The organism is Streptomyces sp. NPDC097981, from assembly GCF_040302565.1.
Lineage (GTDB): Bacteria > Actinomycetota > Actinomycetes > Streptomycetales > Streptomycetaceae > Streptomyces.
The window spans coordinates 1-16,437 of sequence record NZ_JBEORW010000041.1 but is presented as its reverse complement, the minus strand read 5'-3'; the positions used below and the strand labels follow the sequence as shown (position 1 = coordinate 16,437).

The following is a 16,437-nucleotide window of genomic DNA, read 5'->3' as shown; positions in this document are numbered from 1 at the left end:
CGGGCGTCAGTACGGGGGCTCCACTGAGCGGCTGCTGTCCTTGGAGGGCGTGTGACCGGGCAGCGGGCGCTTCAGTCATCATCGGATCCCGGTTCGCTGCGCAGCCGACCGGACCACTTCGGTTCGACGCGCTCCCAGTCATGTTCCCACTGGGCCAGGTTGCGCGCTTCGAGCAGGCGGAGCCTGAGATGAACGACCGCACCGGCCGACAGCACCGATACGCAGGCCACAGAGACGCCGGCGAACACCGAGGAGACACCTCTGTCTCCCGCGGATCGGGGGGCCGGTACGGTTGCGCCCGCATCGTCGACCCAGACCGGCACCAAACGGCCGACAGAAGTCTGGAGTGGGACGTCGACCTTCCCCGTATGCCTGGTTTTTGCCGGGTAGTGCCAGACTGCCTGCGCTACAGCGTCGGCCGGGCCCCCGGACCGGCCGCTGATGCCGGGTTCGGCGGCGCTGACGGTGGTGGCAGTGATCCGGTGCCGGTGCTGGGCCTGCTGCTGAGCCACCCGGCTGTCGGCGTCCCACACGGCGAATCCTGTGAGCACGCCGCAGACGACGGCGGCCAGCGAGGACAACACGAGGGCGACCAGCCAGCGACTGCGCGTACGGTCAGCCGGCCGGCGCAGCGGGTTCACGGCGCTCTGGTTACCGGACCGCATGAACGGGGAGCCGGATGAGTCGGCGTGGCACACGGTGCGCCTCCACCCTGTAGCGTGCCGAACCATTCATTTCATTGGGAAGCCGCGAGTTCGGCACTGATGTGGTGGGCCCAGGTCTGGATCCGCTCGGGGCAGCGGAAGTCGCCTCCCTTGCCCGCCCGGACCAGAGCACGGGCGATCAGTCCCAGTGTATGGGTGGTGAGGGTGCCGCCGAAGGTGATGTGCTCCCGTGCGCCGAGGCGCTCCGTCTGGTGGGCGACTGCCGGCACGGGCGGGGTGTCCCCCTGCTCGGCCGAGGCGTCGACGGGACCACTGCTGAAGAGCCACACCGGGCGGTGCTGGAGCTGGAGGTAGTACTCATTACGTTCGGCGCAGCGCTTGGCCTTGCCGCTCCAGTGCCCCGCGTACAGCGATCCGCCGCCGAGCACCACCGCATCGAATCCGCGTACGTCGTCCACGCCGTCGGCGGGAAGCACGACGGGTCAAGGCCGTCTTCGCGGAGGGACCTGCCGATCTCCGCCGCGATTCCGGCAGGCGCGCCGTGCTTGCTCCCGTCGGCGACCAGCACTCGCTTCTGCGTCATGACGGCTCGCCGTTCTCCTTTGTCGCGGCTCGCTTCACGGGGATGCTGCGGACGGTCTCCGCGGGCTCCGGCTGCATCGCGACCCGTACCGTGAGGACGCCGTCCTCGTAGGCCGCTTCGACTGCGTCGGACGGGATCCGGGCCGGCAGGCGGACGCTGCGGTAGAAGGAGCCGTAGCGGAATTCCGAGTGGTCCTTCTCCTCCTTGCTCTCCGTGTGCTCGGCGCTGACGGTGAGGGTGTCGCCCTCGACCGTGATGGTGATGTCCTTCTCCGGGTCCATCCCCGGGAGCTCGGCACGCAGCACGTACTGACCGCCGTGGCTGGTGACCTCGATCGGGATCACGTGCTTGCCTGCAGCTGGCCGCCACAGGGGGAAGCGGAGGAAGTCCGAGCCGAACCAGTCCGTGAAGTCGGGGAAGAGGCTGTGCCTCCGCTCCATCTGTCCGTCCATGGTGTGCCTCCTCGTCCAGCGCCGTTGCGGCGCTGTCTTCGTTCTCTTCTTCAATCTCGTCCGGGGGCCGCTTCCGCGCTTGGGGCTACTGGGTCCCTGATGGGGCCGTTCGGCCCTGTCCTTCGCGAGCCGCTTCGGCTGCGGCCACATGCTGCTTGACGGCGGCGAAGCTGTCCGGGGCGACGGAGATCGAGTCGATGCCGGTCTTCACCAGGAACTCGGTGAAGGCGGGGTCGTCACTGGGGCGCTGGCCGCAGAGGCCCACTGTGCGGCCGACGGAATGGGCGCGCGGGACGAGGATCTCAATACTGCGGGTGACTGCGGGATCGGTCTCGTCGAAGACGTGGGCGAGGGCTTCGGAGTCGCGGTCGACGCCCAGGGTGAGCTGCGTAAGGTCGTTGCTGCCGACGGAGAACCCGTCGAAGCGTTCGGCGAAGTCCTGGGCCAGGATGACATTGGCGGGGATCTCCGCCATGACGTAAACCTTGAGCCCGTTCTCACCCCGGCGCAAACCCTCCTCGGCCATGACCTCCAGGACCCGGTCCGCCTCTTCGAGGGTGCGGCAGAAGGGGATCATGACGATCACGTTCGTCAGCCCCATCTCCTCGCGGACCCGGCGCAGCGCCCGGCATTCGAGGGCGAAGCCTTCCCGGTATCCGTCGCTGTAGTACCTGCTCGCACCGCGCCAGCCGATCATCGGGTTGGCCTCGACCGGCTCGAAGGGCCGGCCGCCGAGCAGCCGCGCGTACTCGTTGGTCTTGAAGTCACTGGTCCGCACGACGACCGGAGCCGGCCACCGGGAGGCCGCTATCCGCGCCACACCGTGGGCGAGACGGTCGACGAAGTACTGGCCCCGGTCGAGGCAGCCCTCGGTGAGCTCCTCGATCGCACGGCGGTCCGCGCCATCGAGGCGCTCGGGGTACAGCAGCGCCATGGGGTGGGCCTTGACCTGGTGCGCGACGATGAACTCCAGCCGGGCGAGCCCGACTCCGTCGGCGGGCAGGCGCCACCAGCGGAACGCGGCAGACGGGTCGGCGAGGTTGAGCATCACGCGCGTCCGGGTGGCCGGCAGGTCGGCGAGGTCGATCTCCGTCTCCTCGTACGCGAGCAGGCCGGCGTACACGTGGCCGCGGGCGCCCTCGGCGCAGGAGACGGTCACGTCCTGGCCGTCGCCGAGTACCCGGGTCGCCAGGCCCGTCCCGACGACCGCCGGGACGCCGAGCTCGCGGCTGACGATCGCAGCGTGCGAGGTCCGGCCGCCGTGATCGGTGACGATCGCGGAGGCCCGCTTCATGATCGGCTCCCAGTCCGGGTCCGTGATGCCGGTGACCAGCACCCCGCCAGCAGGGAAGCGGTCGAGGCCGGCGGGCGAGTCCAGAGCGACCACAGGTCCGCGGCCGATGGCCTCACCGACCGCGATGCCATCGACGAGGGCCTCGCCCGGGGTGGCGGACAGCCGACAGCGGCGCAGCGTCGACGTACGACGGAGCGACTGCACTGTCTCAGGCCGGGCCTGCACGATCCACAGGTCTCCGGTCAAGCCGTCCTTGGCCCATTCCAGGTCCATGGGACAGCCGTAGTGCTCCTCGACGGTCACCGCCCAGTCGGCAAGGAGCCGGACTTCCGGATCGGTCAGGACGCGCCGTGAACGCTCCTCACCGGTCGTGTCGACGGTCCGGGTCAGGCCTCCTTCCCCGTAGACCGCCTTCCGCCGCTTCGCGCCGATCCGGACGTCGATCACCGGGTCGGTGCCGGAGTCCTTCATACTCGGCTTGAAGACGGTGTACTCGTCCGGGTCGACCTGCCCGCTGACCACGGTCTCACCGAGCCCCCAGGCGGCGCTGACAACGATGACCTCGGGGAATCCGCTCTCCGGATCGAGCGTGAAGATCACACCCGCGCCTTCAAGGTCCGAGCGGACCATCACCTGGATACCGACGGAGAGGGCCACCGACATGTGATCGAAGCCCATCCGCTCGCGGTAGTCGATCGCGCGGTCGGTGAACAGGGACGCGAAGCAGCCGTGCACCGACTCCAGCAGCCGGGCAGGCCCCCGGACGTTCAAGTAGGTCTCCTGCTGTCCGGCGAAGCTCGCCTCCGGCAGGTCCTCGGCGGTCGCGCTGCTGCGCACGGCGACCTCCGGCTCGTCGCGGGCCAGGTCGCGGGCCAGCTGCTCGTACGCGGAGACGATCTCGGTCCGCAGCCCGGCCGGCAGCGGCTCGGCCAGGATCATCGACCGGATCGCCGCCCCCACGTCGTCCAGCGCCGCCCCCTCGTGCAAGCGCCCGAGCTGGCCGTCGATACGCCCGCGCAGTCCGTGTCCGTCCAGCAGCTCCCGGTACGCGTCGGCCGCTGTGGCAAATCCCGGAGGGACTCTCACCCCGGCCGCCCCTAGGTGGGTGATCATCTCTCCCAGGGAGGCGTTCTTCCCGCCGACGCGGCCGACGTCCTGCCGGCCGAGCTCTGCGAACGGTATGACGCGTCGAGTGGTGGCCATGACGTCCTCCGTCGTACGTGCGGTGATCGCGGGGCTCAGTAGGGAATCGGGCGGCCCGACGGGGTGCGCAGGTCCAGCGGCGCGGGCTTGTGAGGCTGCTTCGTCCGGGTCTGGATCCGAGTGCGTTGCATCCTTCTCACCCCTTCGGGAAGCGGCGCCCTGAGCGGCGTCCGGACTCCACGGTCACGCTGCGGGGTGCTGTGGACGCAGTGCCGAGAGGGCAGGAGCAAGGGGCCGAATGGGCCGTACGCGGGAGGGGCCGGTCAGCCCATGCCAAGGGCCGGCAAGAGAACGGGTACACCCACCCATGCTGTCGGCGCATCCGGGAACCAGCAGAGGCAAACGGCGCAGGCCGATCCGTCGGACGGCGGCACGGAGGTCGAGTCGAAGGGGGAACCGCTGCTCCATACACAGACCAGTTGTCCAGGCATCTGTCGACGGCGGCCTTCCAGGCGGCTGTGCGTGGTGCTGCCGAGCCGAGTACCACCCCCCTGTCCGTGTCGAAGACGACCGACCGCAGGGTGCTCACGGCTGCACCACACGGCGTCCGGTGATCCGGGTCGGCGTGACTGTCATCCAGTGCGTACGGTCGCCGCCGGCCCAAGGCAGAGAGTACGCAATGGCATCGAGCCGCTGCATGGCCGCGGCATCGGTGACGCCTACCACCTCACCCACGGCCAGGACGCTCCAGCCCTGCCTCGTGGCATCGTCCATGTGGTCGACCTCGAAGGCCACCTCCGTCCCGGAGGCTGTCGCGACCTGCGCCGCCGCAACTGGGAGAAGCTCGCGTGCGACGCCACCGGCAGCCACGCCGTGGTCGTCGCCCACGCCCACCTGGACCACTGCGGCTACCTGCCGCGCCTGGTCCGGCACGGCTTCCGGAGGCCGACCCTGACCAGTACCCACACCGCCCGCCTCGCCGGGATCGTGATCCGCGACAGCGCACGCCTGCAGATGGAGGCCCGCAGCACGCCAACGAGCACGGCTGGTCCAAGCACCGGCCCGCCAGGCCGCTCTACGACGACACCAACGTGGAGAACACCGTGAAGTTCTTCGATCCGGTACCGGTCGGCAGCGAAGTCGAGATCATCCCCGGGACGAAGCTCACGCTCCACCACGGCGGCCACCTCCTCGGCTCCGCCCGGGCCCGGCTCACCCTCGAAGAAGGCCACACCCTGGCCGTCAGCGGCGACCTCGGCAGGCCGGGACACCCCCTCCTGCTGCCTCCGGAACCGTTCTCCGGCGCCGACGTGCTGCTCATGGAGTCGACGTACGGCGGCCGCAGACACGACCAGGAGACGGCTCAGCGCGAGTTCCCCTCCGTGATCACCAGGACGCTGTCGCGGGGCGGGACGGTCGTCATCCCCGCCTTCGCGATCGACCGCACCGAGGTCGTCCTGCACGAGCTCGCCGGCCTGCGTCGCGACGGCATCCTGCCACGCCACGTGCCGGTGTACGTCGACAGCCCCTGGCCCTGGCCGCCCTACCCTGAGCTTTGACGTTCGGCGTCGGACGTTAGAGCTCAAGCTGGACGTCTACCGCGACGCAGTGCGGTCCCGCTCCCCCGAGCTGCGGCCCGAGATCCTCGGCCACCCGAGATCCTCGGCCAAGGCGAAGCCGCGATCAGTCCCGAGCCGTTCCTGGCCACCCGCACCGTCCAGGAGTCGATCGACATCAACAACACCACCGGCTCCTGCCCGACCCCCGCAACGCCGTCGTCATCGTCGGCTTCACAGCCGCCGGCACCCGTGCCCGCGACCTCGTCGACGGCGCCCGCGCCCGCGCCCGCGCCCTCAAGATGTTCGGCGAGTACGTCCCCGTACGCGCGGAAGTGACCGATGTACCCCACTTCTCGGCCCACGCCGACGCCAGCCAGATCATCGACTGGCTGCGCGACACCCCCGCACCCCACACCACCTACCTCATCCACGGCGAGGAAACCGCAGCCGAGACCCTCCGGGACCGCATCGACCGCGAGCTGGGCTGGACGGCCGTCGTACCCAAGTCCGGGGAGGCCGTCCTGTCCGCTGACCGGGGCGCGAGTCTGAGGGAAATCGGCCGGAGGTAGGTCATGACCACCATGAGAACTCTTCTGGGCGCGACGTCGCCGCAATCCAGCGAGACCGTGCTGGTCCGTTCCCGCCGGGTGGGCGTACCCGCCGGAGGCCGTGCGCACGTGGCGACCCAAGTCGATCGCCGTGGCCGCGGTCATCACCCGACCTCCGGCGTCCGCCCGTACCTGCATCCCCGACCTGTTCGCCCCCTGCGGCAGCGGCCTGCCGCTCGCCTACGCCCGCTAAGGAACGCACCATGGCCTCCACCCCGTACACCGTCGCCGACGTCATGACGAAGAAGGTCGTGGCAGTCACCCGCAGTGCCGAATTCAAGGAGATCGTCACCGCCATCGAACGGTGGAAGGTCACCGCCCTCCCCGTCATCGAGGGCGAGGGACGGGTGGTCGGCGTCGTCTCCGAGGCCGACCACCTGCCGAAGGAGGAGTTCCACGAACACCGCCCTGGCATGATCGGGCAGATGCGCCGACTCGCCGACGCCTCGAAGGCCGGCTCCACGTGTGCCGAGGACCTGATGACGACCCCTGCCGTCACCGTCCAGCCCGGTGCCGCGCTTCCCCAGGCCGCCCGTCTCATGGCCGAGCGGCACATCAAGCGCCTCCCGGCCGTCGACACCGGCGGCCCCCTCAAGGGCATCGTCAGCCGCGCCGACCTCCTCAAGGTCTTCCTGCGTTCCGACGACGCACTCGCCGCCGAGATCAGCCACGAGGCCATCGAGCAGCTCTTCCCCGTCTCGCGGAAGACCGTCAAGGTCGATGTCACGCACGGAGCCTCACGCTCACCGGCCAGGTACGCGACGCACACCGCATCCCCGCGGCCACCCGCCTCGCTCAGGCCGCAGAGGGAGTCGTGAGCGTGCACAACCGCCTGGAAGCGCTCGCCTCCGCCTCGGGTCGGGGAACGCAAAGGGGCCAGATGGACCGACCGGGCGTCCCTCTCAGCTGAAGAGCTGGAAGAATTCCGGGAAGGCGCCAAGGCCCCCCAGGGCGATGAGCACCAAGCTGGTGGGGAGGGCACGCACGGTCTCGTACGGCTTGTTGCGCAGCACGGCGTGCAGTACTGCCCAGGCCAGCAGCCAGACCGCCACTGCCAGGCTGGTCTTGCCGGAGAGCGGACCGACCGAACCACTCCACTGCAAGGCGTCTTTCACGCCTGTGCTGGCCTCGGCCAGCGTGGCGAGCAGACCGAGGGCCGGCAACGCGATGAAGACCCGGCTGGCGTCCGGGGAGAAACACGGCAGGAAACGGATGGCCACCCTGGGAGCCGTCTACGATGCCGAACCCGCGCCGCGCGCGGTCGATGACATCGTCGCCGATCCCGACCAGCAAGACGACGCCGCCCATGCCGCGCCGCCCGGGCGCCGTCGAGGGCCGAAGGCCAGGTCGAAGTGGTTGTGCGGCTCGGTGACCGACACGGCCGCCCAGGTGGTGGCCGCCGTGTTCGACCAGGCCGAGCACCGCGACCCCGGCCACCGCCGCCCCTGGGGCGTTCTCGTCGACGGGGCCCGCCATCAGATCGACCTCATCAAGGCCGAAGCACAGCAGCGCGGCGTGGACGTCCACATCATCGTCGACCTGATCCATGTGCTCGAATACCTGTGGCGAGCGGCCTGGTGCCTGCACGAGCCCGGCGATGCCTCCGCCGAGAATTGGGTCGCCCGCCACGCCCGGGCCCTGCTGGGCGGCGGCGTGCAGCAGACCACCGCCGCGCTCGAGGCGGCCGCCCGCTTCGCCGGATTGCGCGGCGCCCAGCGCAAGGGCATCGACGAGGCCGTGAACTACCTGACCAGCAAGGCCGAACACCTGCGCTACGACATCGCCCTGGAACGCGGCTGGCCGATCGCCACCGGAATTATCGAGGGAGCATGCCGGCACCTGGTCAAAGACCGCCTGGACATCACCGGCGCCCGCTGGGGCCTGTCCGGAGCTGAAGCCGTGCTCAAGCTGCGTGCCGTCCGCGCCAACGGCGACTTCGATACCTACTGGGCCTGGCACCAGCAGCAGGAGTTCATCCGCAACCACCAGACGCGCTACCGCGACCAGGTCATACCCACCGCCTGATCGACAGCACCCTCATTGGAGCTGCACCCGAAGACGTTCGCCGAGCAGGTCGAGCGGCTCACCTTCCGCTATGGACGGCGGACCGCCAGTCTGCAACGCCTTCTGGAACAGGTCGCGTTGGCCCTCGGAGGCCGGGCCGACGGACGCCTCTCCGACCACCTGGCGGTCCCGGTGAGCGCAGCCACGCTCCTGCGGCTGATCCACCGCATCGATTTCCCGCCTGTACCGAAGGCGAAGGTACTCGGTGTGGATTGCTGGACATGGTCTCGCGCCGCCCCGTCGAGCGAGGGGGCCGCTGCTGTGGGCATTCGGCCCGCGGTGGTGGGTGGGTCAGATGGTGTAGCGCTGATCCGACCTCACCCCCGCGGCCGATCCGCTCAGGCGAAGAGTTGGAAGAACGGAGGGAAGGTTCCCAGCACCCCCCAAGGCGATGAGGGCAAGGCCGATGACGAGGGCGCGCGTGCTTTCGTACGGCTTGTTGCGCAGCACGGCGTACAAGATCGCCCATGCCAGCAGCCACACCACGACGGCCAGGATGGTCTTGCCGGACAGCGGGCCGACCGAGTCGCTCCACTTCAAGCCGTCGGAAACGTCGGTGCTGGCCTCGGCGAGCGTGGTGAGCAGGCCCAGCGTGGCGGCTCCGATGCCCGCGGCGATGATCGCGGCCGAGATCGGCCCCTCCGCCTTTTCGCTGTGGGGGAAGACCTCTTCCCCTCCGCGTCCGGTGGGCGCGGCGGCGTTCTCAGTGTCCATGTCTGCGGCCTCCTTCTCGGAACCTGGTCATCGGACGGGTGCCACCTTGGTGATGAAGGCGCCGAATGCCCCTGCCACCGCGGCGAAGGCGAAGGCGAGGACGAACAAGGTGACGGTGGTGTGGCGAACTCGGTTGTGCCGGATGAGGCCGGGGCCGTAGTACCAGACGATGAAGACGACGGTGGTCGCCAGGATCGGGCTGAACCAGGCGATGTGCTCTTTCCACTCCATGCCGAATTCGTGCCAGTCCGCCGTGCTCGGGTCGGCGAGCAGCTTCGACCTGGGGCTGTCCGGGTTCTTCTCCCGGTACCACGGGTAGACGACCCAGGTGCCGGTGATCACAGTGGCCCACGCCGTCACCGCCATGGCGGTGACACCGATCCGGACTCGCCGCATCCGCTCCATCACGCCCTCGCGCGTCATCAGCGCGGGTTTGAGGCTGTACAGCTCGGCAAGCCCGCCGGCGAAAGCGAGCAGGAAGGCGGCCCCGAGGATCATTCCGTGGATGAGAGTCCACCACTCGCGCCCGGTGAAGCTCATGGTCCGTCTCCTGTTCAGCCCTCGGACCCGCCGTTGCGGTCTTCGCGGTCCTTGCGGTCTTCGCCGCTGACGCTAGCGCCGAGGGCCGGCGCTGCTGTGTGGGCGCGCCGCGGCTACCGTGGAAGTGGTGGGCCGCCGTCGTCCCCGGCCGGCCGGTCCCCCAGGGAGGCCCCCGTGCCAGCACAGCCGCTCGAGATGGACGCTGTAGCGGCCCTCGTCGAGGACGCCACGGCCGCCCCGTCCATGCACAACGCACAGCCGTGGAAGTTCCACTTCTCGACGGCCGACCGCGCGTTCCGCGTCCGGGCGGACACGGAACGCGCGATGCCGCACACCGACCCCACCAACCGCGCTCTACACATCGGCTGCGGAGCGGCCCTGTTCAACCTGCGCGTCGCGGCCGCTCACGCGGGGTGGGAGCCGGACACCCGGCTGCTGCCCGATCCGGCGGACCCGGACCTGCTCGCGACGGTCCGGCTGACGGAGCCGGTGCGACCCGGGACCGAGCTCGCCGAGCTGTACCCCGCGATCCGCCGTCGGCACACCAGCCGCTACCCGTTCTCGGAAGAGGAAGTACCCGCGGCCATCCAAGACGCCCTCTGTGCAGCCGCTCTCCGTGAGGGGGCACGGCTGGTCTTTCCGGGTGCCTGGCATGTCGAGTCGGTACTGGGCCTGGTCCAGGACGCCGAGGGTCGCGACTCACTGGACCCGGACGCGTTCGAGGACATCCGCCGCTGGACCCGCCTCGGCAACGACGCCGTCACGTCGTCCGACGGGATCCCCGAGTACGCCTTCGGACCTCGCAAGCGAGGCGGGAAAGCCCCAGTACGGGATTTCGCGGGCAGACGCCCTGCAGCCGACCGAGAGGCCGCCACGTTCGAGAGCACCCCACATCTGGCCCTCCTCGGAACCGGCGGTGACCGGCCCGAGGACTGGCTGACCGCCGGGCAGGCCATGGAGCGCGTCCTGCTGGAGGCGACGCTGGACGGGCTGGCGACCTCCCTCACGTCCCACGCCCTCGAATCGCCGGAACTGCGCTGGGCCGTGCGCGATCCACACTCGGAGACAGGATTCGTGCAGATGGTCCTGCGCCTGGGCTACGGAGAGCCGGGGCCGGCGACACCGCGCCGCCCGGTGGAAGAGGTGCTCACGATCGAACCGTAGCCCGACGCGGGCCCCGCCGCTCCAACCGTCCCTGTCCACCGGGCCTGCGGACCGGCCGCGTTCAGGCGCCCTCAGGGCCGGGTACGAGCCGGAACCCTGTGACGAGGTCCGGCTGAATCCGCAGTGCCGCCCCTCGCACGGCATCGGCATCCCAGGGCCGCAGGAGGGCCGCGTATCGGTCGGCGGCCTGCTGGTCCTCGACGCAGGAGGCGTACCCGGTGACGACCACGCTCCACCCCAAGCAGGTCTCCGGGTTTATCACGTCCGCCTCGTAGGCCACCACTACACCCGGGGCATCGGAGGAAGCCGGGAGGGACGCGAGCGCCCCTCCGTCGTGGACCCGGACGATGATGTCCTCGCCGTCCATGAGGTGGTTGACCGGGCGGACGGCGGGGAGGGCCTGCTGGGTGAACACGATGCGTCCCAGCGACACCGTCCCCAGCAGCAGCGCCTCGGTACGGGCCAGCTGCCGTATCCGGCGGGGGGCCACCACCTGCGGGTGGCACTCGCCCAAGCGCTCGTCCTTGCCTTTCATCGTCCCCACCCCTCGCTCATGCGCTGAAGCCTGGTCGGGCGACCGTGTTTCCTCAACGTCTCGCCCAAGTGGCGTGCCGCGCCAGAACATGGGCCCCGTCACGGGGCCAAGCGGTACACAGGTATCAGTGACCAAAGCCCGAGGGTCGGTTGGCATCCCTTACGGTCGCACGCGCTCATCCGCCTCGGCCTGGTCGGCGTGGCCCGTGCCTGCGCAGCGCCGCCAGGCGCCGCTCGTACTCCTCATCGTCGATCTCCCCCAGAGCGAACCGCTCAGCGAGCAGTTGCTCCGGCGAGGCACCAGCAGGTTCCCGCGGGCCTCCGGCCGGTCGTTGGACACTGCGGGCGAGCAGCACTGCCACCGCGACGATCAGTGCCAGGAAAATCAACGTGGTGAAGGACCTGGCGAACCAGCCCCAGCCACTCATGTCCTGATCGCGCCAATACATCGCTTCCCACCTTGCCTAGCGGAACGGTCCGTCCCGGTCTGTCGGCGGACGGTGCCGAATGACGTCAGGATCTGCCCACCGGGGGCGCGGCACATGGGCCGTACGGGGCCACGAGGAGGGGCCGGTCGGCCCATCCCCGACGGACGCCCCGCAGCCGAGACTGGAGGCGGACTCGAACGGAGGCCGTCATGCGGCTCACTCCCCCCACCCGTATCGCCGCCGGCCTGTCAGCGGACCAGCGCGCCCGGCTCATGAGCCCCGCCCGGGAGGTCAACGTGCCCGCGGGAACACGTCTCTTCAAAGAATGCGGGCGTGCCGACCGGTTCTGGATCGTCCGATCGGGCACCGTCGCACTGGACCTCCATGTGCCCGGGAGGCGAGCGGCGGTGATCGAGAGCCTGGGCCAGGGCGAGCTGGTGGGCTGTTCGTGGCTGTTCCGCCCGTACAGCTGGCATCTCGGCGCCGAGACGACGACGCCCGTGCGGGCCTATGAGTTCGACGCGCAGGCCGTACGGATGGCGATGGACGCCGACCCCGCCTTCGGCTCGGCGATAGGCCACTGGGTAGCGGTCGTACTCGCCCACCGGCTGCACGCCACGCGCGTCCGCCTCCTCGACCTCTACGCCCCCTACGGCAGCGGCAGCACGGTGTGGTCAGCACCACGACGAAGGAGTCGATCATGCCCACATCCCAGTACACGGTCAGCGACGTGATGACCCAGACCGCCGTCGCCGTGGGCCGCGAGGCCACGTACAAGGAGATCATCGAGCTGATGCACCAGTGGAAGGTCAGTGCCCTTCCGGTGCTGGAGGGCGAGGGCCGCGTCGTCGGCGTCGTCTCGGAAGCCGACCTGCTGCCCAAGGAGGAGTACCGCCGGGACGACCCGAGGCTGCCCGAGCAACTGGAGGAGGCGTCCAAGGCCGGAGCCGTCCTCGCCGAGGAGCTCATGTCGAGTCCGGCGGTCACCGTCCACCCGGATGCCACGATCGCCGAGGCCGCCCGCATCATGGCCAGGAAGGGCGTCAAGCGCCTCCCGGTCGTCAACAGCATCGGGATGCTGGAGGGCGTGGTGAGCCGCAGCGACCTCCTCAAGGTGTTCCTGCGGCCGGACGAGGAGCTGGAGGAGGAAATCCGCCACGCGGTCCTCGGGGAGCTGGCGCCCCCAGTGCGCATCGAAGTGGCGGTCGCTGACGGGGTGGTCACCCTCCGCGGTCAGCTCCAGGACCATGCGCTGGTGCCGCTACTGACCCGCGCCGCACGCGCCGTCGAAGGTGTGGTGGATGTCCGTATGGAGCTGTCAGGGCCGGCCGCCGCCGCATGACGGGCCGGCGCATCGGACGGGAGCCTCCGATGCCCGCTCCACACGGCGCTTCAGGGCCGTTCCTGAGACAATTCGCATGAGATGCACCAAGAGAGAACCGAGCACAGGGCCGGACATGCCTGACGCACCCGCTGTTTCCGCCGAGGCGCCCATCCGGGTATTCCTCCTGGACGACCACGAGGTCGTCCGCCGCGGACTGCGCGACCTGCTGGAGGCGGAGCCCGACATCGAGGTCGTGGGCGAGGTGTCGACAGCCGAGCAGGCGCTGGCTCGCGGCCCCACGCTGCGCCCGCGCGTCGCCGTGCTCGACGTGCGGCTGCCCGACGGCGACGGGATCGCCGTCTGCCGCGAGCTGCGCTCGCGGATGCCGGAGCGTGCTCAAGCAGATCAAGGGGTCCGACCTCGTCTCAGCCGTAAGAACGGTGGCCGGCGGGCAGTCAATGCTCGACCCCGCGACAACCGCGCGGCTCATCCACTCACTACGGGACCCGGAAGCCATGAAGCCGTCGGAGGACGCGCGGCTCTCGGCCCTGTCCGAACGCGAACGGGCCGTGCTGGAACTCGTCGGCGAGGGTCTGACCAACCGCCAGATCGCCGAGCGGCTCTACCTGTCCGAGAAGACGGTCAAGAACCACCCGTGAAGCTTCCCCTTGATCGTGGACACCTGAAGACTGGGATCTTGAGGTTCCAGAGGAAGTAGCACCAGGTGGGAAGCAAGTACACGAAGCGGTACACCGGGGAGTTCAAGCGGGACGCGATCGCGCTCGTCGATTCCTCGGGCAAGACGGTCACCGCGGTCGCCCGGGAACTCGGCATCAGCTCCGAGTCCCTGCGCGGTTGGTACCGCCGGGCGAAGGCGGACCGGGGCGAGGGCGAGTCCGGTGAGCTGACCAGCGTCGAGCGTGAGGAGCTCAAGCGGCTGCGCAAGGGGTCCGCGAACAGCAGCAGACGATCGAGATCCTGAAAAAAGCGACGGCCTTCTTCGTGAAGGAGAACGACCGGTGAGCGAGCTGTACCGGTTGATCCATGCGGAGAAGGCGACCTATCCGATCGTCCTGCTGTGCCGGGTGCTGAAGGTCGCCCGCTCCTCCTACTACGCCTGGCACGAAGGCGAGGCCGCTCGTCGTGCCAGGGAGGCCGCCGACGACGCGCTCGCCCATGAGATCACCGTGGTGCACATCGCTTCCCGGCACACCTACGGGGTCCCGCGCATCCACGCCGAACTGCGCCGCCTGGGCCGACTGGTGAACCGCAAGCGCGTCGCCCGCGTGATGCGTGAACGCGACATCCGCGGCGTCACCCGGCGCAGGCGACGTTCGCTGACCCGGCCTGATGCGAAGGCGAAGCCGGCCCCGGACCTGATCGGCCGCGACTTCCACGCCGACCGGCCCGGCACCCGGCTGGTCGGCGACATCACCTACCTGCCCACCGCCGAGGGCTGGCTCTACCTCGCCTGCTGGCTGGACCTGGCCACCCGCGAGGTCGTCGGCTATGCCATGGCCGACCACCACCGCGCCGAGCTCGTCGTCGACGCCCTCGACATGGCCCACGGCCGGGGCGGACTCGAGCCCGGCTGCGTGATCCACAGCGATCGCGGCAGCGAATACACCTCAGCCCAGTTCCGTGAACGCATAGGGAAGTTCGGGATGCGGCAGAGCTGCGGACGCACCGGATCATGCTTCGACAACGCCGCCGCCGAGAGCTTCTGGGCTCTACTCAAGGAGGAGATCGGCACCCGTACCTGGCCCGACCGGGCCACCGCCCGCGCCGAGGTCTTCGACTTCATCGAGACCTTCTACAACCGCCGCCGCCTGCGCAAGCACCGGAACCTTCGGCTACCTCACCCCGGCCGAGACCAGGCAGCGGCACCAGCACGCCCTCGCAGCATAACGATCACGTGTCCGAGATCACGGGGAAACTTCACCCGCCCGCGCCACCCAGCTCCTGCGTGCCCTGCTCGTCCGGACCAACCTCGAAGTCGCCCGCTGACAGGCGATCTACAGATCAGACCCCCGCCAGCAGCACCAGCCCCGGGTGAAACTGCGTGCACGCGCTTGAAGAGGATGGAGGTGGTTGCCGTCGAGAGAGAGCACGAGAAGACGTGGATGTGTATCAGGCCGTCGACAGTCGCCGGGCCGTGAGGGCGTTCAGCGATGAGCCCGTTTCCAAAGAGGTACTCGAACGAGTGCTCGCTGCGGCGACGCGGGCTCCATCGAGCGGGAACCTCCAGCCGTGGCATCTGTATGTCGTGACCGGTGAGCCCTTGACCGAACTGAAGAAGCGCGCGACGGCCAGGGCACTGGCAGGAGACCCAGGTGATGAGCGGGAGTACCCGATGTACCCGGCCGACCTGACCTCGCCCTATCTGGACCGCTTCTCCGCCGCGGCCGCCCAGCGGTACAAAGCCCTGGGAATCGAGCGCGACGACCCCGACAGGCCCGTGAAGATCGCCGCCTTGAACTCGGACGCGTTCGGGGCACCGGTCGTGCTGTTCTGCTACCTCGACCGGACGATGGGGCCGGGACAGTGGGCGGACGCGGGGATGTACCTGCAGACGGTCATGCTGCTGCTGAGGGCGGAAGGGCTGCACAGCTGCCCCCAGGTGATGTGGACGATGTATCGCAAGACCGTCAGCCAGACAGTCGGAGTCGATGGCAGGCTCGCACTGTTCTGTGGTGTCGCGGTGGGCTACGAGAAGGAAGGCGTGCCACCGCTACGTACCGGCCGGGCGGACATGACAGAAACGGTCAGCTTCATCGGAGTGTGACCGCCAAGCGGGTCCGGGCCATCCGCGCGGACGCCCCGGACCCGGCGAAGACCTCCCCGACAAACGATCTACAGCCCAGACTGCCGCCCGCCACCAGCACGGGCCCCCGGAACGGAGTTGTCAACGGCCACTCAGTTCGGTTCTGATCCACTTCTTGTGGTCCGATCGCGGAGCGTCACGGCCGTCAGTCCGCGAGGAGGATCTGTCGGCGGAGGAGGTCGAAGCCGGCCCGGCCGTACCCGTCCCTCTTGATCCGCTTGACCCTGTTGACGTTGCCCTCGACTCTGCCGGAGCTCCATTCCAGCGTGAGCCCGGCGGTGACGGCGTCGAAGTCCTGCCGTAGGCCGCGGGCCAGGCTCCGCAGCGGTTTCAGTCCGGTGTGTTCGGCGCGGGTGAGCCAGCTGTCGAGGTCGTTTCCGCGTCGCTCGGTCATCATCTGGGCGAAGGTGCGCACGCAGTCGGCGACGGCTTCCAACTCGGGGCATCGGGACAGCAGTTGCTTGAGCTTGAGCGTATTGCTCTCGTTGACCTTGTCGGGATGCGCGGTGATCAGCCAGCTGGTCTTCCGGATGGTCAGCTC

22 protein-coding genes and 1 pseudogene are annotated in these 16,437 nt (G+C 69.4%); 12 read left to right on the top strand and 11 right to left on the bottom strand.

Annotation, left to right across the window (positions count from 1 at the left end; translation table 11 throughout):
- Positions 1-71: 71 nt before the first annotated feature.
- From ABTY04_RS31005 to ABTY04_RS30985, 5 genes are all read right to left on the bottom strand, one after another.
- The gene (locus ABTY04_RS31005) at positions 72-641 is read right to left on the bottom strand and encodes an Rv1733c family protein (protein ID WP_352216744.1); all 570 of its coding nucleotides are present in this window, start codon (positions 639-641) and stop codon (positions 72-74) included.
- A gap of 95 nt (positions 642-736) precedes the next feature.
- Positions 737-1,123, bottom strand: a complete 387-nt coding sequence (locus tag ABTY04_RS31000) for a flavodoxin domain-containing protein (RefSeq protein WP_352216743.1) — start codon at positions 1,121-1,123, stop codon at positions 737-739.
- 121 nt (positions 1,124-1,244) lie between these two features.
- Positions 1,245-1,700 (bottom strand): Hsp20/alpha crystallin family protein, encoded by a 456-nt coding sequence (locus ABTY04_RS30995; protein WP_352216742.1) that lies wholly within the window; start codon positions 1,698-1,700, stop codon positions 1,245-1,247.
- Positions 1,701-1,785: 85 nt separating this feature from the next.
- Positions 1,786-4,197 carry a phosphoenolpyruvate synthase gene (gene ppsA / locus ABTY04_RS30990; RefSeq protein ID WP_352216741.1) on the bottom strand — a complete coding sequence of 804 codons (2,412 nt, stop codon included), beginning with the start codon at positions 4,195-4,197 and terminating at the stop codon, positions 1,786-1,788.
- Between the two features lie 525 nt (positions 4,198-4,722).
- A complete protein-coding gene (locus tag ABTY04_RS30985; protein ID WP_352216740.1) occupies positions 4,723-5,025 on the bottom strand; it encodes a pyridoxamine 5'-phosphate oxidase family protein in 303 nt (100 codons plus the stop codon).
- Between the two features lie 203 nt (positions 5,026-5,228).
- Here ABTY04_RS30985 and ABTY04_RS30980 point away from each other — a divergent pair, with 203 nt between their 5' ends.
- The 4 genes from ABTY04_RS30980 (at position 5,229) to ABTY04_RS30965 (ending at position 7,122) form a co-directional block, all read left to right on the top strand.
- Positions 5,229-5,696 carry an MBL fold metallo-hydrolase gene (locus ABTY04_RS30980; RefSeq protein WP_352216739.1) on the top strand — a complete coding sequence of 156 codons (468 nt, stop codon included), beginning with the start codon at positions 5,229-5,231 and terminating at the stop codon, positions 5,694-5,696.
- A gap of 332 nt (positions 5,697-6,028) precedes the next feature.
- A complete protein-coding gene (locus ABTY04_RS30975) occupies positions 6,029-6,265 on the top strand; it encodes an MBL fold metallo-hydrolase RNA specificity domain-containing protein (RefSeq protein WP_352216738.1) in 237 nt (78 codons plus the stop codon).
- Between the two features lie 100 nt (positions 6,266-6,365).
- Positions 6,366-6,497: a hypothetical protein gene (locus ABTY04_RS30970; RefSeq protein WP_352216737.1), complete on the top strand. Its 132-nt coding sequence runs from the start codon at positions 6,366-6,368 to the stop codon at positions 6,495-6,497.
- Positions 6,498-6,507: 10 nt separating this feature from the next.
- Positions 6,508-7,122 carry a CBS domain-containing protein gene (locus ABTY04_RS30965; protein ID WP_352216736.1) on the top strand — a complete coding sequence of 205 codons (615 nt, stop codon included), beginning with the start codon at positions 6,508-6,510 and terminating at the stop codon, positions 7,120-7,122.
- Between the two features lie 84 nt (positions 7,123-7,206).
- On the opposite strand, the gene ABTY04_RS30960 is transcribed toward ABTY04_RS30965, so the two are convergent.
- Positions 7,207-7,524: a hypothetical protein gene (locus ABTY04_RS30960; RefSeq protein WP_352216735.1), complete on the bottom strand. Its 318-nt coding sequence runs from the start codon at positions 7,522-7,524 to the stop codon at positions 7,207-7,209.
- Between ABTY04_RS30960 and ABTY04_RS30955 the strand changes: the two genes are divergently transcribed.
- Positions 7,517-8,329: a hypothetical protein gene (locus ABTY04_RS30955; RefSeq protein WP_352216734.1), complete on the top strand. Its 813-nt coding sequence runs from the start codon at positions 7,517-7,519 to the stop codon at positions 8,327-8,329. The two genes, ABTY04_RS30960 and ABTY04_RS30955, sit on opposite strands and share 8 nt — an antisense overlap.
- Positions 8,330-8,659: 330 nt before the next feature.
- Here ABTY04_RS30955 and ABTY04_RS30950 read toward each other — a convergent pair whose 3' ends face one another.
- Positions 8,660-9,082 (bottom strand): hypothetical protein, encoded by a 423-nt coding sequence (locus ABTY04_RS30950; RefSeq protein ID WP_352216733.1) that lies wholly within the window; start codon positions 9,080-9,082, stop codon positions 8,660-8,662.
- A 27-nt stretch (positions 9,083-9,109) separates the two neighbouring features.
- Complete coding sequence (locus ABTY04_RS30945; protein ID WP_352216732.1) at positions 9,110-9,622, bottom strand: hypothetical protein; 513 nt, start codon at positions 9,620-9,622, stop codon at positions 9,110-9,112.
- Positions 9,623-9,796: 174 nt separating this feature from the next.
- Here ABTY04_RS30945 and ABTY04_RS30940 point away from each other — a divergent pair, with 174 nt between their 5' ends.
- The gene (locus ABTY04_RS30940) at positions 9,797-10,786 is read left to right on the top strand and encodes an Acg family FMN-binding oxidoreductase (RefSeq protein WP_502996750.1); all 990 of its coding nucleotides are present in this window, start codon (positions 9,797-9,799) and stop codon (positions 10,784-10,786) included.
- 61 nt (positions 10,787-10,847) lie between these two features.
- On the opposite strand, the gene ABTY04_RS30935 is transcribed toward ABTY04_RS30940, so the two are convergent.
- Together ABTY04_RS30935 and ABTY04_RS30930 are read right to left on the bottom strand one after the other, a co-directional pair.
- Positions 10,848-11,321, bottom strand: coding sequence for a pyridoxamine 5'-phosphate oxidase family protein (locus ABTY04_RS30935; RefSeq protein ID WP_352216803.1), 474 nt, complete (start codon positions 11,319-11,321; stop codon positions 10,848-10,850).
- A 175-nt stretch (positions 11,322-11,496) separates the two neighbouring features.
- Entirely contained in the window at positions 11,497-11,769 is a 273-nt protein-coding gene (locus ABTY04_RS30930; RefSeq protein WP_352216731.1) for an SHOCT domain-containing protein, read from the bottom strand.
- A gap of 188 nt (positions 11,770-11,957) precedes the next feature.
- Between ABTY04_RS30930 and ABTY04_RS30925 the strand changes: the two genes are divergently transcribed.
- The 6 genes and pseudogenes from ABTY04_RS30925 (at position 11,958) to ABTY04_RS30900 (ending at position 15,857) form a co-directional block, all read left to right on the top strand.
- Entirely contained in the window at positions 11,958-12,482 is a 525-nt protein-coding gene (locus ABTY04_RS30925) for a cyclic nucleotide-binding domain-containing protein (protein WP_352216730.1), read from the top strand.
- Positions 12,449-13,090, top strand: coding sequence for a CBS domain-containing protein (locus tag ABTY04_RS30920; protein ID WP_352216729.1), 642 nt, complete (start codon positions 12,449-12,451; stop codon positions 13,088-13,090). Before ABTY04_RS30925 ends, ABTY04_RS30920 begins: the two co-directional genes overlap by 34 nt.
- Positions 13,091-13,205: 115 nt before the next feature.
- Positions 13,206-13,725 (top strand): annotated as a pseudogene (locus ABTY04_RS30915) (response regulator transcription factor); the annotation flags it as partial.
- A 71-nt stretch (positions 13,726-13,796) separates the two neighbouring features.
- Entirely contained in the window at positions 13,797-14,054 is a 258-nt protein-coding gene (locus tag ABTY04_RS30910) for a transposase (RefSeq protein WP_352216728.1), read from the top strand.
- Positions 13,993-15,231 (top strand): IS3 family transposase, encoded by a 1,239-nt coding sequence (locus tag ABTY04_RS30905; protein WP_352216727.1) that lies wholly within the window; start codon positions 13,993-13,995, stop codon positions 15,229-15,231. The genes ABTY04_RS30910 and ABTY04_RS30905 overlap by 62 nt, the downstream gene beginning before the upstream one ends.
- Positions 15,192-15,857, top strand: coding sequence for a nitroreductase (locus ABTY04_RS30900; protein WP_352216726.1), 666 nt, complete (start codon positions 15,192-15,194; stop codon positions 15,855-15,857). Before ABTY04_RS30905 ends, ABTY04_RS30900 begins: the two co-directional genes overlap by 40 nt.
- A 184-nt stretch (positions 15,858-16,041) precedes the next feature.
- On the opposite strand, the gene ABTY04_RS30895 is transcribed toward ABTY04_RS30900, so the two are convergent.
- A partial coding sequence (locus ABTY04_RS30895; RefSeq protein ID WP_352216725.1) for a transposase occupies positions 16,042-16,437 on the bottom strand: 396 nt, incomplete at its 5' end.

Coding starts and splice junctions, on each gene's coding strand:
- ABTY04_RS30995 (WP_352216742.1), bottom strand. CDS start 1,700: ATGGACGGACAGATGGAGCGGAGGCACAGCCTCTTCCCCGACTTCACG.
- ppsA (WP_352216741.1), bottom strand. CDS start 4,197: ATGGCCACCACTCGACGCGTCATACCGTTCGCAGAGCTCGGCCGGCAG.
- ABTY04_RS30965 (WP_352216736.1), top strand. CDS start 6,508: ATGGCCTCCACCCCGTACACCGTCGCCGACGTCATGACGAAGAAGGTC.
- ABTY04_RS30955 (WP_352216734.1), top strand. CDS start 7,517: ATGGCCACCCTGGGAGCCGTCTACGATGCCGAACCCGCGCCGCGCGCG.
- ABTY04_RS30950 (WP_352216733.1), bottom strand. CDS start 9,082: ATGGACACTGAGAACGCCGCCGCGCCCACCGGACGCGGAGGGGAAGAG.
- ABTY04_RS30945 (WP_352216732.1), bottom strand. CDS start 9,622: ATGAGCTTCACCGGGCGCGAGTGGTGGACTCTCATCCACGGAATGATC.
- ABTY04_RS30935 (WP_352216803.1), bottom strand. CDS start 11,321: ATGAAAGGCAAGGACGAGCGCTTGGGCGAGTGCCACCCGCAGGTGGTG.
- ABTY04_RS30930 (WP_352216731.1), bottom strand. CDS start 11,769: ATGTATTGGCGCGATCAGGACATGAGTGGCTGGGGCTGGTTCGCCAGG.
- ABTY04_RS30925 (WP_352216730.1), top strand. CDS start 11,958: ATGCGGCTCACTCCCCCCACCCGTATCGCCGCCGGCCTGTCAGCGGAC.
- ABTY04_RS30920 (WP_352216729.1), top strand. CDS start 12,449: ATGCCCACATCCCAGTACACGGTCAGCGACGTGATGACCCAGACCGCC.